Source organism: Salipiger sp. PrR007, assembly GCF_010499845.1.
In the GTDB taxonomy this organism is placed as follows: domain Bacteria; phylum Pseudomonadota; class Alphaproteobacteria; order Rhodobacterales; family Rhodobacteraceae; genus Salipiger; species Salipiger pacificus_A.
On record NZ_JAAGOZ010000012.1, the window covers coordinates 76,943 to 91,372 of the forward strand.

The 14,430-nt window shown below is 67.6% G+C and carries 14 protein-coding genes; 5 read left to right on the top strand and 9 right to left on the bottom strand.

Annotation, left to right across the window (positions count from 1 at the left end):
• Positions 1-18: 18 nt before the first annotated feature.
• Both msrA and msrB read right to left on the bottom strand, forming a co-directional pair.
• On the bottom strand, positions 19-528 hold the full coding sequence (gene msrA, locus G0Q01_RS04310) for a peptide-methionine (S)-S-oxide reductase MsrA (RefSeq protein WP_164190659.1): 510 nt from the start codon (positions 526-528) through the stop codon (positions 19-21).
• Positions 525-974: a peptide-methionine (R)-S-oxide reductase MsrB gene (gene msrB / locus G0Q01_RS04315; protein WP_164190669.1), complete on the bottom strand. Its 450-nt coding sequence runs from the start codon at positions 972-974 to the stop codon at positions 525-527. Before msrB ends, msrA begins: the two co-directional genes overlap by 4 nt.
• Positions 975-1,288: 314 nt before the next feature.
• Between msrB and G0Q01_RS04320 the strand changes: the two genes are divergently transcribed.
• On the top strand, positions 1,289-1,828 hold the full coding sequence (locus G0Q01_RS04320; RefSeq protein ID WP_164190672.1) for a hypothetical protein: 540 nt from the start codon (positions 1,289-1,291) through the stop codon (positions 1,826-1,828).
• Between the two features lie 391 nt (positions 1,829-2,219).
• On the opposite strand, the gene queG is transcribed toward G0Q01_RS04320, so the two are convergent.
• Both queG and proS read right to left on the bottom strand, forming a co-directional pair.
• Complete coding sequence (queG, locus tag G0Q01_RS04325) at positions 2,220-3,290, bottom strand: tRNA epoxyqueuosine(34) reductase QueG (RefSeq protein ID WP_164190682.1); 1,071 nt, start codon at positions 3,288-3,290, stop codon at positions 2,220-2,222.
• Between the two features lie 217 nt (positions 3,291-3,507).
• Complete coding sequence (proS, locus tag G0Q01_RS04330) at positions 3,508-4,854, bottom strand: proline--tRNA ligase (protein WP_164190684.1); 1,347 nt, start codon at positions 4,852-4,854, stop codon at positions 3,508-3,510.
• A 284-nt stretch (positions 4,855-5,138) separates the two neighbouring features.
• Here proS and G0Q01_RS04335 point away from each other — a divergent pair, with 284 nt between their 5' ends.
• From G0Q01_RS04335 to G0Q01_RS04350, 4 genes are all read left to right on the top strand, one after another.
• Positions 5,139-6,239, top strand: coding sequence for an AI-2E family transporter (locus tag G0Q01_RS04335; protein WP_164190686.1), 1,101 nt, complete (start codon positions 5,139-5,141; stop codon positions 6,237-6,239).
• A gap of 2 nt (positions 6,240-6,241) precedes the next feature.
• On the top strand, positions 6,242-6,922 hold the full coding sequence (locus G0Q01_RS04340; protein WP_164190689.1) for a DnaA/Hda family protein: 681 nt from the start codon (positions 6,242-6,244) through the stop codon (positions 6,920-6,922).
• A gap of 80 nt (positions 6,923-7,002) precedes the next feature.
• Complete coding sequence (locus G0Q01_RS04345) at positions 7,003-9,177, top strand: RNA degradosome polyphosphate kinase (RefSeq protein WP_164190691.1); 2,175 nt, start codon at positions 7,003-7,005, stop codon at positions 9,175-9,177.
• Positions 9,178-9,394: 217 nt separating this feature from the next.
• Positions 9,395-10,966 (top strand): Ppx/GppA family phosphatase, encoded by a 1,572-nt coding sequence (locus G0Q01_RS04350; protein ID WP_164190693.1) that lies wholly within the window; start codon positions 9,395-9,397, stop codon positions 10,964-10,966.
• 1 nt (position 10,967) lies between these two features.
• On the opposite strand, the gene G0Q01_RS04355 is transcribed toward G0Q01_RS04350, so the two are convergent.
• The 5 genes from G0Q01_RS04355 to G0Q01_RS04375 all read right to left on the bottom strand — a co-directional run bounded on the left by G0Q01_RS04355 (position 10,968) and on the right by G0Q01_RS04375 (position 14,344).
• The gene (locus G0Q01_RS04355) at positions 10,968-11,405 is read right to left on the bottom strand and encodes a hypothetical protein (RefSeq protein WP_203594895.1); all 438 of its coding nucleotides are present in this window, start codon (positions 11,403-11,405) and stop codon (positions 10,968-10,970) included.
• Positions 11,406-11,460: 55 nt separating this feature from the next.
• Positions 11,461-12,462 (bottom strand): endonuclease/exonuclease/phosphatase family protein, encoded by a 1,002-nt coding sequence (locus tag G0Q01_RS04360; RefSeq protein ID WP_164190694.1) that lies wholly within the window; start codon positions 12,460-12,462, stop codon positions 11,461-11,463.
• Positions 12,463-12,466: 4 nt separating this feature from the next.
• Positions 12,467-13,150, bottom strand: a complete 684-nt coding sequence (locus tag G0Q01_RS04365) for a molecular chaperone DjiA (RefSeq protein ID WP_108968068.1) — start codon at positions 13,148-13,150, stop codon at positions 12,467-12,469.
• Between the two features lie 97 nt (positions 13,151-13,247).
• The gene (locus tag G0Q01_RS04370; protein WP_164213027.1) at positions 13,248-13,727 is read right to left on the bottom strand and encodes a GNAT family N-acetyltransferase; all 480 of its coding nucleotides are present in this window, start codon (positions 13,725-13,727) and stop codon (positions 13,248-13,250) included.
• A complete protein-coding gene (locus G0Q01_RS04375) occupies positions 13,727-14,344 on the bottom strand; it encodes a VOC family protein (RefSeq protein ID WP_370457177.1) in 618 nt (205 codons plus the stop codon). The genes G0Q01_RS04370 and G0Q01_RS04375 overlap by 1 nt, the downstream gene beginning before the upstream one ends.
• Between the last annotated feature and the right edge of the window lie 86 nt (positions 14,345-14,430).

The window sequence follows — 14,430 nt, forward strand, 5'->3', positions numbered from 1 at the left end:
AGAGTTACAAACCCTGCCTCACTCCGCCGCATTGCGGCGCGGCAGCACCCAGTCGGGGCGCGGGAAGTGGCAGGTATAGCCGCCGGGATAGCGCACGAGGTAGTCCTGGTGTTCTGCCTCGGCTTCCCAGAAGTCGCCGACCGGCTCGACCTCGGTCACCACCTTGCCGGGCCAGATCCCCGAGGCGTCGACATCGGCGATCGTCTCCAGCGCCTCGGCCTTCTGCATCTCGTCGACGTAATAGATTGCCGAGCGGTAGCTCATGCCAAGGTCATTCCCCTGCCGGTTGAGCGTGGTCGGATCGTGGATCTGGAAGAAGAACTCGAGGATCCGCCGGTAGCTGATCTTTTCGGGATCGAAGAGAATTTCGATGCCCTCGGCATGGGTGCCGTGGTTGCGATAGGTGGCGTTGGGCACATCGCCGCCGGTATAGCCGACGCGGGTGGCCTCGACCCCGGGCAGCTTGCGGATCAGATCCTGCATGCCCCAGAAACAGCCGCCTGCGAGAACTGCGCGTTCAGTGCTCATGCCACGTCCTCCACTTGATCAAGGTAGGCGCCGTATCCCTCGGCCTCCATGTCCTCGCGCGGCACGAAGCGCAGCGAGGCGGAGTTGATGCAGTAGCGCAGCCCGCCACGGTCCACTGGCCCGTCCGGGAACACGTGTCCCAGATGCGAGTCGCCATGCGCCGAGCGCACCTCGGTGCGGATCATGCCGTGGGTGGTGTCGCGCAGCTCGGCGACATGGGCGGGCTCGATGGGCTTGGTGAAGCTCGGCCAGCCGCAGCCGCTCTCGTATTTGTCGGACGACGCGAAGAGCGGCTCGCCTGAAACGATGTCCACGTAGATGCCGGGCGCCTTGTTGTCGAGATACTTGCCGGTGCCCGGCCGCTCGGTGCCATTCTCCTGCGTGACGCGGTACTGCTCGGCGTCGAGCGCCGCGATCACGTCGGGATTGCGTTCGTATGTCGCCATGGAATCCTCCGGTCTTTGGTCTTGGCCCTAAGATGGGGTCCCGCGGCGGCAATGCAAAGCCCCCTTCGCAAGCGGCGCGCCGCCACCTGCGCCCACCCAGAGGGCGGCCCGCCGCCAAAACTCGCCGTGCCCCCGGAACCGGCGGACCACCGCCAGCCCGCAAAGGCCATTTCCGGCAAGTCCATGCCGCTTTCACACGCGCGCGTCACCTTCCGGCGACCGCGGGATCCGAAAGCCGCTTCCGCGCATTGTCTCGATGACCGGCACGAGATGCGTACCGGAGTCACCGACCAAGAATGCAAGGAAGACCCAAGATGACCCTCCGTTCCACCACCAAACTCGGCCTTGCCGTTCTCACCGCCGCCTCGCTGTCCGTCGCGGCCCATGCGCAGACCACCACCGCGGACCCCGCCACGCAGGAGCAGGCGCCGCTTCAGTCCTCCGAGATGACCGACACCACCGGTGCCACCGGCTCGGGCGTGACCGACACCATGGCAGTTTCGCCGCAAACCGCCGACGCGCTGCGCGCCGACGTGCCGCAGAGCTACGGGCAGGTGATTTCCTCGCTGCACAACGCCGACCTTTCCATGGCCGACCCGGAAACCGTGGTCGAAGCCTCGAAGGTCGAGATCCTGCCGCTTAGCGGGCTGAAGGGGCAGGCAAACGAGAGCGCGGACGCTCTCGATGACGCACTGAAGGCCGCCGCGCCGGAGCTCGACGCGCTGCGCGGGCTGCTCTCGGAGAATGACGCGCTGACGGCCGAACTGACGGATCAGGGCTACGACGCCGACGACGTGATCGGTGTCTATGCCGCGCAAGACCACATCAAGCTGCTGGTCGACGACCGCAGCTGACCCGATCCGCGCCCGCGCGGCGCGGTCCGGGGCTTGCCTCGTGGCCCCGGAAGCCCCCTGTGTTCTCCAGCGCAGGGGGCGTTTGCACGGCTCTGGCCCTGCGGCGTGCACGCTCAGGTCGCATCAATGATCACGACACACGCACTTGGCGAACACCCGCTATCCCATTCGCGTGATTTTGCTTGCAGGCTGCCCCTGCCCCGCCCATCTTTACAGCAGGAGGCACGTACTCCTGTCAGAACCTCCTGGATCCCAGGAACCCTCGTGAGCGTCGGTGCCATCCCTCGGCATCGGCGCTTTTTCCTGTGTCCCCGCGGGGACATTTTTCCTGTGTCCCCCCGGGGACAGCGGATCGCGACCGCAGCCGTCCCCGCGGGGACAGAGCCAATCCTCAGCCCGCCGCCCCTTCGGCCTCGGCCAGCCGCGCGACCGCCCATCGCGCCGCGTCGCGTACCGTCTCGTCGGCATCCTCGCACAGGCCCTGCGCCGCTTCCCGCAGATCCGCTCGCCCCGAGTTGCCGATGGCGTAGAGCACGTTGCGCACAAAACGGTTGCGCCCGATGCGCTTGATCGGAGAGCCCGAGAAGCGCGCCCGGAAGCCCGCATCATCCAGCGCCGCCAGCTCGGCCAGCGGCGGCGAGAGCAGATCCTCGCGGGCATGGTATTTCACTTCCGAGGCGACTTCGGCGAACTTGTTCCACGGACAGGCCGCGAGGCAGTCGTCGCAGCCGTAAATGCGGTTGCCGAGCAGCCCCCGCAGCTCTTCGTCCACCGGCCCCGCGTGTTCGATTGTCAGATAGGAAATGCAGCGCCGCGCATCGAGCCGGTAGGGCGCCGGGAAGGCCGCCGTGGGGCAGGCGTCGAGGCAGGCCCGGCAAGAGCCGCAATGGTCGCGCTCGGCCGCATCGACCGGCAGCTCCAGCGTGGTGAAGATCGCCCCAAGAAAGAACCACGATCCCAGCTCGCGGCTGACCAGATTGGTGTGCTTGCCCTGCCAGCCCAGCCCCGCCGCCTGTCCCAGCGGTTTCTCCATCACAGGCGCGGTGTCGACAAAGACCTTGATCTGCGGCGGCTCGGCCCCTGCCTCGCGGCCAGCGGCATCGATCAGCCAGCGCCCGAGCCGCTTGAGCTTCTTTTTCACCACGTCGTGGTAGTCGCGGTTCTGTGCGTAGACCGAGATCGCCGCGCGGTCCTGTTGCGTCAGCACCGTTCGGGGGTCGTGCTCGGGGCCGTAGTTCTCGGCTAGCATGATCACCGAGCGCGCCTCGGGCCAGAGCGCCGCCGGGTTGCCGCGCCAATGGGTGCGCTCGGCCATCCAGCCCATCTGCCCATGGTACCCCGCCTCGAGAAAGGCCGCCAGCCGCTCGGCCAGCTGCGGCACGTCGCCGGGGCGGCAGATGCGGCAGGCCGCAAAGCCCACCTCTGCCGCCTCGCCCACCAACCGTGCCTTCAGATCGTCCATGAAACCCCTTTCCTCTGGACCCCAGACATCGGAACGGGACGCGGCCCAGTCAATGGCTTTCGCGCCCCCGCCCGGAAGGACGCTGCGCAAGATACGACAAGGCCGGCCCCGGAACCCCGCGACCGGCCCTTTCTTCCAGGGAGACACACCCCGGGGATGCCGTCACCGTAAGCCGAGCGGGGGGCAGCGCCCCCACCCGTTTCAGGCAGTCCGGCGCTCAGCCCTTCGCAACCACGCCATAGATCTGCGCGATGCGCGCGACCGCCGCCTCGGGGGACAGCTCCTCGCTCTCGCCGGTGCGGCGCGAGGTCAGTTCGACCACGCCGTTCTTCAGCCCGCGCGGGCCGACGGTGATGCGCCACGGCAGGCCGATCAGATCCATCGTGGCGAACTTGCCACCGGCGCGCTCGTTGCGGTCGTCGTAGAGCGGCTCGAGTCCGAGCGCGGTCAGCGACGTGTAGAGCGCCTCGCAGGCGGCATCCGCCTCGTCGTCGCCCTGCTTGAGGTTGACGATGCCGCAATGGAAGGGCGTGACACCCTCGGGCCAGATGATGCCCTTGTCGTCATGGCTGGCCTCGATGATCGCGCCCAGCAGGCGCGACACGCCGATGCCGTGCGAGCCCATGTGCACCGGCACCTTGTTGCCCTCGTTGTCGACGACGGTGGCGCCCATCGGCTCGGAGTACTTGGTGCCGAAGTAGAAGATCTGGCCGACCTCGATGCCGCGCGCGGTGCGGCGGCGTTCCTCGGGGACTTCGGCGAAGAGCGCCTCGTCGTGGGTCTCGTCGGTGCGGGCGTAGCGCGAGGTGAACTCCTCGAGCACGGCCTGACACTGCTCGACCGAGTCATAGTCGATCTCGCGGTCGCCGAACTTCAGCTCGGTGATCTGGCTGTCGTAGAAGACCTCGGACTCGCCGGTCTCGGCCAGCACGAGGAACTCGTGCGTGTCATCGCCACCGATCGGTCCGCTGTCGGCGCGCATCGGGATTGCCTGCAGGCCCATGCGCTCGTAGGTGCGCAGGTAGCTGACGAGGTGGCGGTTGTAGGCGTGCAGCGCGTCTTCCTTGGTCAGGTCGAAATTGTAGCCGTCCTTCATGTAGAATTCGCGGCCGCGCATCACGCCGAAGCGGGGGCGGATCTCGTCGCGGAACTTCCACTGGATCTGGTACAGCGTCAGCGGCAGGTCCTTGTAACTTCCGACGTGGCTGCGGAAGATGTCGGTGATCAGCTCTTCGGCGGTGGGCGTGAACAGCATGTCGCGGTCATGCCGGTCGCGAATGCGCAGCATTTCCTCGCCGTAGTCGTCGTAGCGACCCGATTCACGCCAGAGGTCCGCCGACTGGATCGTCGGCATCAGCATCGGGATATGGCCCGCGCGCTTCTGCTCCTCGTGGATGATGTCCTCGATCTTGCGCAGCACCTTGAAGCCCAGCGGCAGCCAGGAATAGATCCCCGCGCTCGATTGCTTGATCATGCCGGCGCGCAGCATGTAGCGGTGCGACACGATCTGCGCCTCGGACGGCGTTTCTTTCAGAACGGGCAGGAAATAACGGCTCAGACGCATGCGGGCCTCCCGGAAATTGGCGTTTGGACCGGGTTAGGCGAAGCCCGCGCCAAGGGCAAGTGCCCGCGCGGGGGGCTGGGCCGCGCCGGGCCCGTCGGACGATGCGGAAAGCGCCTCTCCCGCGGGGCCCGCGCGCGGACCCATCAGCCCTCGGGCCGGGCGCGCCGGCGGCTTCGCACAGGCACCGAGCGGCGATCCTGCCTGAACCTGCCGCAACAGCCTCTCGGACTTGAAAAAATGCCGCGGAGCGGCGATCAAGGATACACCGCAAGGAAAGGATTCCCATGGCGCTGCCCGTCCGCGATCAGATGAAGTACTGGGGCGTGGCCGCCATCGTCTTTGCCGTGGTGCTCTGGTACCTCGGCAATGTGCTGCTGCCGTTCATCCTCGGCGGGGCGATTGCCTATTTCCTCGATCCCGTCGCCGACCGGCTCGAGAGGCTGGGGCTGAGCCGTGCCATGGCGACGCTGGTGATCACCCTTTGCGCGATTCTGATCTTTGTCATTCTCGCGCTCGCGGTGATCCCGACGCTGGTACGCCAGGCCGCCGACCTGATCGAGACCGCGCCGCAGCTGTTCCGCGACCTGCGCGACTTCATCGGCGTGCACTTCCCGACGCTGGTCGACGAGGGCAGCCCGATGCGCGAAGCGATCGGCACGGTGGGCGACACGGTCAAGGAGCGCGGGGCGGAATTGCTGAACACCGCGCTCAGTTCGGCGATGTCGGTGATCAACATCCTGATGCTTTTCGTCATCGTGCCGGTGGTGGCGGTCTACCTGCTGCTCGACTGGGATCGCATGGTGGCGCGCATCGACGAGCTGCTGCCGCGCGATCACGCGCCGGTGGTGCGCCATCTCGCCCGCGAGATCGACGCCACGCTCGCCGGTTTCGTGCGCGGCATGGGCTCGGTCTGCCTGATCCTCGGCTGCTACTACGCCATCGCGCTGGCACTGGTGGGGCTGAACTTCGGCCTCGTCGTCGGCGTGGTCGCGGGCTTGCTGACCTTCATCCCTTATGTCGGCGCGATCATCGGCGGCGCGCTGGCCATCGGGCTGGCGCTCTTCCAGTTCTGGGGGGAATGGTACTGGATCGCCGCGGTGGCGGGGATCTTCTTCCTCGGCCAGTTCCTCGAGGGCAATTTCCTGACCCCGAAACTGGTGGGCAGCTCGATCGGGCTCCACCCGGTCTGGCTGATCTTCGCGCTCTCGGTCTTCGGCACGCTCTTTGGCTTCGTCGGCATGCTGGTTGCCGTGCCGCTCGCCGCCGCGCTGGGGGTGATCATGCGCTTCGTGATCGACCAGTACAAGGAAAGCCAGCTTTACCGCGGGCTCGAGACCGAGGGCTACCGAAAAGGCCGCGTGGCGACGGACCCCGAGGCCCGGTGAGCATGGCCCGGCAGCTTGCCTTGCCCCTGCCGGTCCGCGCCGCGCTGGGGCGCGAGGACTATTTCGTCTCTTCCTCCAACAGCCTCGCCGTGGCGCTGCTCGACGGCTGGCAGGGCTGGCCCGCGGGCAAGCTGCTGCTGGTCGGCCCCGCGGGCTCGGGCAAGACCCATCTTGCGCATGTCTGGGCCGCCGAGAGCGGCGCGAGGATCCTGCCTGCCACCGCCCTGCCCGGCCTGCCGATCCTTGAGCTCGCCGCCAGGCCGATCTGCGTCGAGGACGTGCCGCGGATCGCCGGGAACCGCGCCGCCGAGGAGGCGCTCTTTCATCTGCACAACCTCTCGCTGGCGCAGGGCCAGCCGCTGCTGTTGAGTGCCGAGACCGCGCCGCGGCACTGGCCGCTGGGGCTGGCGGATCTCAAGTCGCGCATGGAGGCCACCCAGACCGCCACCCTGCGCGAGCCCGACGACGCGCTGCTGGCAGCGGTGCTGGCCAAGCTGCTGGCCGACCGGCACTGCATCCCGGCCCCCGATGTGATCCCCTACCTGCTGCGCCAGATGCCGCGCAGCTTCGCCATGGCACAGCGCGTCGCCGCCGAGCTTGATGCCCGGGCCCTCGGCCGCGCCAAGGGCATCACCCGGGCCCTGGCGCGCGACGTCTTGCTCTCTCTCGCGCGCCGAAGCTAGAGGAGCTTGCGCCGCCCGCGCCGGTCGGTCATCCTTGCCCTTTCATCAAGTTGTTGCAATTTGTGACGCATATGCCCCCCATGACCATCGCCGATTTTCTCAAAGCCCCGATCCCCGAGCCCCTGAAGCTGCCCGACATCGACCTGTCCGGGCCGGGCCGTTTCTTCAACCGCGAGCTCAGCTGGCTTGGCTTCAACTGGCGGGTGCTGGAAGAGGCCGAGAACACCAAGGTGCCGCTGCTGGAGCGGCTGCGCTTCCTGTCGATCTCGGCGACCAACCTCGACGAGTTCTACACGGTGCGCGTCGCCGGCCTGCGCGAGCTCGCCCATGCGGGCAACACCACGCCGGCGGCGGACGGGCTGACCCCGGCCGAGCAACTGGTGCTCATCGACCAGGACGCGCGCGAGCTCATGGCGCAGCAACAGCGGGTGCTCGGCGCCTTGCAACTCGAGCTGGAAGCGGCGGGCATCAGCCTCGTGCTGCGCGAAGACCTGCAGCCCGAGGACCTCGAGTTCCTGCAGAGGCAATTCCTCGAGCAGGTCTTCCCGGTGCTCTCGCCGCTGGCCATCGACCCGGCGCACCCCTTCCCCTTCATCGCCAACATGGGCTACTGCCTCGCGCTCGAACTCGAGCGCAAGCGCGACCGCCGTACCCGGCAGGCGCTGCTGCCGATCCCGCATCAGATCTCCCGTTTCATCGACCTGCCCGCAGGCGAGGGTGCAAAGCGCTTCATCTTCCTCGAAGACGTGCTGCTGCTGCACATCGAAAGCCTCTTCCCGGGCTACCGGGTGAAGGACCACTTCGGCTTCCGCGTGCTGCGCGACAGCGACATCGAGGTCGAGGAAGAGGCCGAAGATCTGGTGCGCGAGTTCGAGGTGGCGCTGAAGCGCCGCCGGCGCGGCGAGGTGGTCCGGCTGACGATCACCGCCGGCGCGCCCAAGCAGCTGCGCAGCATCGTCATGCGTGAGCTGCTGGTCGGCGAGGACGAGGTGATCGAGCTCGACGGGATGATCGGCATGGCCGACCTCAAGGAGTTGGTGCTCGACGACCGCCCGGACCTCTTGTGGCCCAGCTTCACCCCGCGGGTGCCCGAACGGGTGCAGGACCACGAAGGCAACATGTTCGAGGCGATCAAGCAGAAGGACATGCTGCTGCACCATCCCTACGAGACCTTCGACATGGTGGTGCGCTTCCTGAGCCAGGCGGCGCTCGATCCCGACGTGGTGGCGATCAAGCAGACGCTCTACCGCACCTCGCGCAACTCGCCCATCGTGGAAGCGCTTTGCGAGGCGGCCGAGGACGGCAAGTCGGTGACCGCGCTGGTGGAACTGAAGGCGCGCTTCGACGAGGCCGCCAACATTCGTCAGTCGCGGCGGTTGGAGCGTTCGGGCGCCCATGTCGTCTATGGCTTCCTTGACTGGAAGACCCACGCCAAGATCTCGAGCGTTGTGCGCCGCGAGGGCGACAGGCTGGTGACCTACACCCACTGGGGCACCGGCAACTACCACCCGATTACCGCCAAGATCTACACCGATCTGAGCTTCTTCACCTGCGACGCGGCGCTTGGTCGGGATGCGTCGAAGATCTTCAACTACCTGTCGGGCTACGCCATGCCCGAGGGGCTCGAGAACCTGGTCATCTCGCCGCACACGCTCAAGCCCCGCATGCTCGAGCTGATCGAGGCCGAGGCCGAACACGCCCGGGCGGGCCGCCCGGCGCAGATCTGGCTGAAGATGAACTCGCTGATCGAGCCGGACATGATCGACGCGCTCTATGCCGCCGGCCAGGCGGGGGTGAAGATCGACTGCGTGATCCGCGGAATCTGCGGGCTGCGGCCGGGGGTCAAGGGCCTGTCCGAGACCATCCGCGTCAAGAGCATCGTCGGCCGTTTCCTGGAACACTCGCGCATCGCCTGTTTCGGCAATGGCCACGGGCTGCCGCACAGCAAGTCGCGGGTGCTCATCTCTTCGGCGGACTGGATGGGACGCAACCTCAACCGCCGCATCGAGACCGGGGTCGAGATCATGAACCCCACGGTGAAGGCGCAGATCGTCAGCCAGATCATGGCGGCGAACCTCGCCGACACGGCGCAGAGCTGGGTGATGGAACCCTCTGGCAAGTTCACCCGGCACCCGGTCCCGGAGGGAGAATTCTCGTTCAACTGCCATCGCTTCTTCATGGAGAATCCCTCGCTCTCGGGCCGCGGTTCGGCCGGGGCCAAGGACGTGCCCAAGCTCACCCACGCAGGTGACTGAGCGCGGAGGCCTCGGGCGGGCATCGTTTCGGCAACACGACAGCAGGGCGCGCGCCGCCCCTCCTTCTCTTTTCTGAATACGCCCCTGCGGCGCGCAGGTGCCGCAGGGGCGGAGCCCCCGCTCCATCGCTTGCTGCGCGCGCGCAGCGCCCTAGGCTCTTTTGCGCCCCGGGCTCTCCATGCTAGAGGGTAGGGCGAGACCAATGCCGGAGGAGCAGATGGACGGTAACGGCGACTCCAGCCACGGCGATGCGGGCCTATTCGGGCGGCCGCTGTTCGAAGATCCCCGCGCGCGGCGCCTGTCGAAGGTCGGCGTGGTGGACATCGGGTCGAACTCGGTGCGGCTCGTGGTTTTCGACGGCGCGGCGCGCAGCCCTGCGTATTTCTATAACGAAAAGATCATGTGCGGCCTCGGCGCCGGCATGTCCGAGACCGGACGGCTGAACCCCGAGGGCAAGGCACGCGCGCTGGCGGCGCTGCAGCGCTTCCAGACGCTGGCCCGAGGCATGGAGCTGCCGCCGCTCACCGCCGTGGCCACCGCCGCCATGCGCGAGGCCGAGGACGGTCCTGCCTTCCGCGCCGAGATCGAGCAGGCGACCGGTCTGAAGATCTGGGTGATCGACGGCGACGAGGAGGCGCGGCTGTCGGCGCAGGGCGTGCTGCTCGGCTGGCCGGGCGCGAACGGGCTGGTCAGCGACATCGGCGGCTCGTCTATGGAACTCGCCGAGATTCGCGGCGGGCAGATCGGCAAGCGCGCGACCTCGGAACTGGGGCCGCTGAAGTTCAAGGACCTCGAGGGTGGCAAGAAGGCCCGCGAGAAGTACATCGCCAAGGCGATCGCCGGGCTCGCCGAGCGCATGGGCACCGAGCCGTCGCCACTGTTCCTCGTTGGCGGGTCGTGGCGCGCCATCGCGCGCATCGACATGGAGCGGCTCGGCTATCCGCTGCACGTGCTGCACGAGTACCGGATGACGGTGGAGTCGGCGGAGGAGACGCTCAAATTCATCGAGGACGCCGATCTCGACGCGCTGCGCTCGGCCTGCGGCATTTCCTCGGCGCGGATGAGCCTTGTGCCCTATGCCGCCGAAGTGCTGGCCGAGTTGCTGAAGGTCTTCAAGCCGACCGGCATCGCGATCTCGAGCTACGGCATCCGCGAGGGGCTGCTCTACGAGCAGATGCCGCAGATGTTGCGCGACCGCGACCCGCTGATCGAGGCCTGCCGCTTCGCCGAGGCCAAGGACGCCCGCCTGCCCGGCTTCGGCAAGAAGCTGTTCCGCTTCGTGCTGCCGCTCTTCCCGGACGCCTCGGAGGCCACGCTGCGCATCGTCAAGGCGGCCTGCCTGCTGCATGACGTGAGCTGGCGCGCCCATCCCGACTATCGGGCCGAGACCTGTTTCGACAATGCCACCCGCGCGAACTTGGGCGGGCTCGACCACCCCGAGCGGGTCTATCTCGGCCTCGCCCTGCTGCACCGCTACCGCAACAAGCGCGAGGGCACCCGGTTCGAGGATTTCTACGCGCTTCTCGACAAGGAGCGCACGCAGGAGGCCGAGATTCTCGGCAAGGCGATGCGCTTCGGCTCGATGCTCTGGATGTCGGATGTCAGCAACGAGGACGGCGCGCAGTTCGACTGGGAGCCCGAAGAGCGTCGCCTGAGGCTGCGACTGACCCGCGAGGTGGCGCCGCTCTACGGCGAGGTGGCCGAGGCGCGGCTCCTGTCGCTCGCCAAGGCGCTCTCGGCCAAGGCGCTGGTACTGGAGATCGACGGCGCGCCGCGCGAGCTGCTCTGACTCAGAGCTCGATCTCGCCGGACGGCCCGTGCTCGGGCATCTCCGGTGCCGCCTCGGGTGCGTCGGGGTCGAGCTTCTCGCGGCGGCGGATCAGGATATCGCCATTGGGCAGCATCTCGGGCGCCTCGTAGAGCGTCCAGTCCTCGACCTGCTCCGAGAGCTGCGCCATGGCGGGCCCCATCTCGTCGACGAAGCTCTGCAGGGCCGGCCCCATGCGGTCGGCCAGCCCCTTGAGATCCTGCAGCGCCGGGTCGAGTTCGTCGCGCAGGCCGCGCAAGAACATGTCGGCGCCGCGCTGCATCAGGCCGGGGCCGTCGTCCGGCGCGTCCTCCGTCTCTCCGAGGGGGGCCGCCTCCTGTGCGAAGGCGGGCGGGGTAAGCGGCGCAAGAGGCGCCGCAAGGAAGCATGCCGCTAGGGCAAAAGGGAAAATCCGGCTCATTGCGGAACTATAGGCGGCTTGTGCGAGTCGCGACAGAGAAACCCCGGCACCCCGGTCAGACGGCAAGATCCAGCGTGACCGGAAAATGGTCAGATGCGGTCAGCAGCGCCGCGCAAAGCTCGGGCGCCTGCCAGCAATGGGCGTCCTCGAAGGGGTGCCAGATCCGCCACTCGCGCGCCACCTCGCGCAGATCGCGCGAGACCATGACGTAGTCGAGCAGAGCCTGCAGGTAGCGTTTCTCGGGCGCGATGTAGAAGCGCGCGGTACTGGGATGCGGCCGAAGCTTGCCCCTCAGCGCCTGCGCCGCGTGGGGATCGTAGAGTGCCCCGTCGCCTTCGCCGAGAATGATCTCGACCGAGCTATGGCCGAAAAGCGCCTCGTATTCATCAAGACCCGGGCCGTCGTTGAGATCCCCCATGACGATGACGCTCTCGCCCTGCTCGAGCAGCGCGTCGACCCGCCGCCGCAACCACATCGCCTCGGTCAGCTGCTTGCGCCGATTGGCGATGGAGGTGCGCATGATCTGGTCTTCGCCCTTGGCGCCATGCGGCGCCTTGGATTTCAGATGCGCGCCGATCAGGCGCAGCACCCTGCCCCCGGCCGTGGTCAGCTCGACCTCGAGCGGCGGCTTTGAGAAGGCCACGACGTCCTCGGTGTCGTCGAAGTCCAGATCGATGCGGAACTCGCCGTCGAAGCGCGGCGCCCGGTCACTTTGCCCCGGCACGTGCTGTACGCGCATCTTGTCCGGGTCATAGAGCAGCGCGATCTCCTGATGGGTGTCGTTAACGAAGCCGACCAGCACCTCGCGCGTGCGCAGGTCGAAGGCGCTGGCGAAGTTGCGAAGGGCGCGGCGGGTGTCGCGGCGGGTGCCGGTGTCGGGCGCCTCGATGATCATCACCGCATCGGCGTCCATGGCCGTGAAGACCATCCCCAGTGCCTCGGCCTGATCGGCCCGGGTGATGTCACGCCGCCCGGACCAGTGCTCGTCGATCAGCAGCTCGCCGCGATCGCTGAAGAGGTCATCGAACCATTCGACGTTGTATGTGGCAAGGCGCATGGCCTCAGACCTGTTCGCGGGCCGAGATCTCTTCCCATGCCTGGTTGATGGCGATGAGCCGCTTTTCCGAGAGCTTGATCGCCTCTTCCGGAAGGCCGCGGGCGCACATCACGTCGGGGTGGCTTTCCCGCACGAGCTGGCGCCAGTGCTTGCGGATGTCCTTGATCGGCATCTCGGGGCTGACGCCAAGCACGGTGAAGGGATCCGGCGCGCAATCCGGAACGAAGCGCGCGCGCAGCGCCCGGAAGGTGGCGTCGGGCATCTCGAAGATCTCGGCGACCCGCTCGAGGAAGGCATTCTCGGCCGTGTGGTAGTTGCCATCGGCCATGGCGATGTAGAAGAGTCCCTCCAGCAGGTCCGAAAGCTGCTGCGCATTGCCATCGAACATGCGCCGAATGCGGCGCGCGTATTCCTCGAATCCAGCCACGTCCTGACGGGCGAGGTTGAACACCCGCGCCGCTGCGCCCTCGTCCTCGGGCGCGATGGTGAAGATCTCGCGGAAGGCAGCGACCTCGTTGCGGGTCACCTGCCCGTCGGCCTTGGCCATCTTAGCGGAAAGCGCGATGACGGCGATGGTGAAGGCGACACTGCGCTCGGGCGGCTGGCGCAGACGCTCGAAGACGGCGGCAAGCCCCTCGCCCTTGGCAAGGGCGGCGATGGCTTCGGAGATGCGGGTCCAGATCGACATGCGCCCAGTTTACGCGGCAATGCGGCAACTGTCAGTGCGACAATGAGGGGTCACGAAAATTCTATGGCGTTTCAGCGCATCTCGGCGGTGCCGCCCGTCAGAGGAACTTCTGCATGAGCACAAGATCCATCCAGCGTCCGAACTTGAAGCCAACCTCGGGCAGGCGGGCGATTTGCTTGAAGCCGAGCGCGGCGTGAAAGGCGATGCCCGCCGGGTTTTCGCCCGAGACCCCGGCAAAGAGGCTGTGCGCGCCCCGCGCCCGCGCCTCGTCCATCAGCGCCTCCATCAGCGCCCGCCCGACGCCCCGCCCGCGCGCTGCGGGGCCGAGGATCACCGTGTGCTCGAACGTCCGGGCGTAACCCGGGCCGCCGCGGAACTGGAAAAAGGTGGCAAAGCCGAGCACCAGCCCCCCCTCCTCCTCGGCGACGACGAAGGCCGGGCCGCGTGCGGCGAAATCAGCCTGAAGCCCCTCGGGGCTCTTGCGCAGATTGGTGAAGGTGGCGGCGCTCTCGTCGATGATCGGGTTCCAGATCGCCGCGACGGCGTCGGCGTCCCCCGCGGTCGCAGGACGGATGATCACTGCAGCACCCGGCGCCCCGACGGTGTGGCGAAAGCGGCGCGCAGGGCAGGCTTTGCCTCGACCGCGAAACCAACCTGCGGGCTCATCAGTACCGAGCCGATCAGCGCCTGCATCTCGTCGGCCTGCGGGTGCGCCACGGTGAGCTGCTCGAGCCGCACGCCGGCACCGTCAAGCGACACGCCTGGCGGCACCGGGCTTTCCCATTCGATCAGCGCCGGGAAGAGCCCGTCGTAGGGCAGCATCCCGTCGCGGGGCACAGAGATCTTCCAGCTTAGCGACCCGCGGGTGACGGCGACCGCCTCTCCGGCCATGGGAAAGCGCGCCAGCGCCGCGTCGATGTCGGGCACCCGGCAAATCCATTTGTCGAGCCGTGCGGGGCCAGAGAAGTGATCGAGGCCGAACCAACGCGCCCGCCCCGGCGCGGGCGCCGAGGGGTCGACCGCGATGGCCTCGAGGTAGAGCTCGTCTTCCAGCCCGATCAGGAAGTTGTGGGTGCCGAAGTCGGGATGCGCCCCGCCCGGCGACAGCGGCTGGCCAAGCCCGCTTTCGGCATGGCTCACCGCCTCTGCCAGCGTCTCGCCGAGAACCGCCAGGTGATCAAGCTCGAGCATCATCCCTCCGATGTGATTGCATCGCATCACGATAGCCGGGGGCGCGGGGCGCGCAATGGTGAAATGGTCCCTTTGCTGCGCGGCAGCAT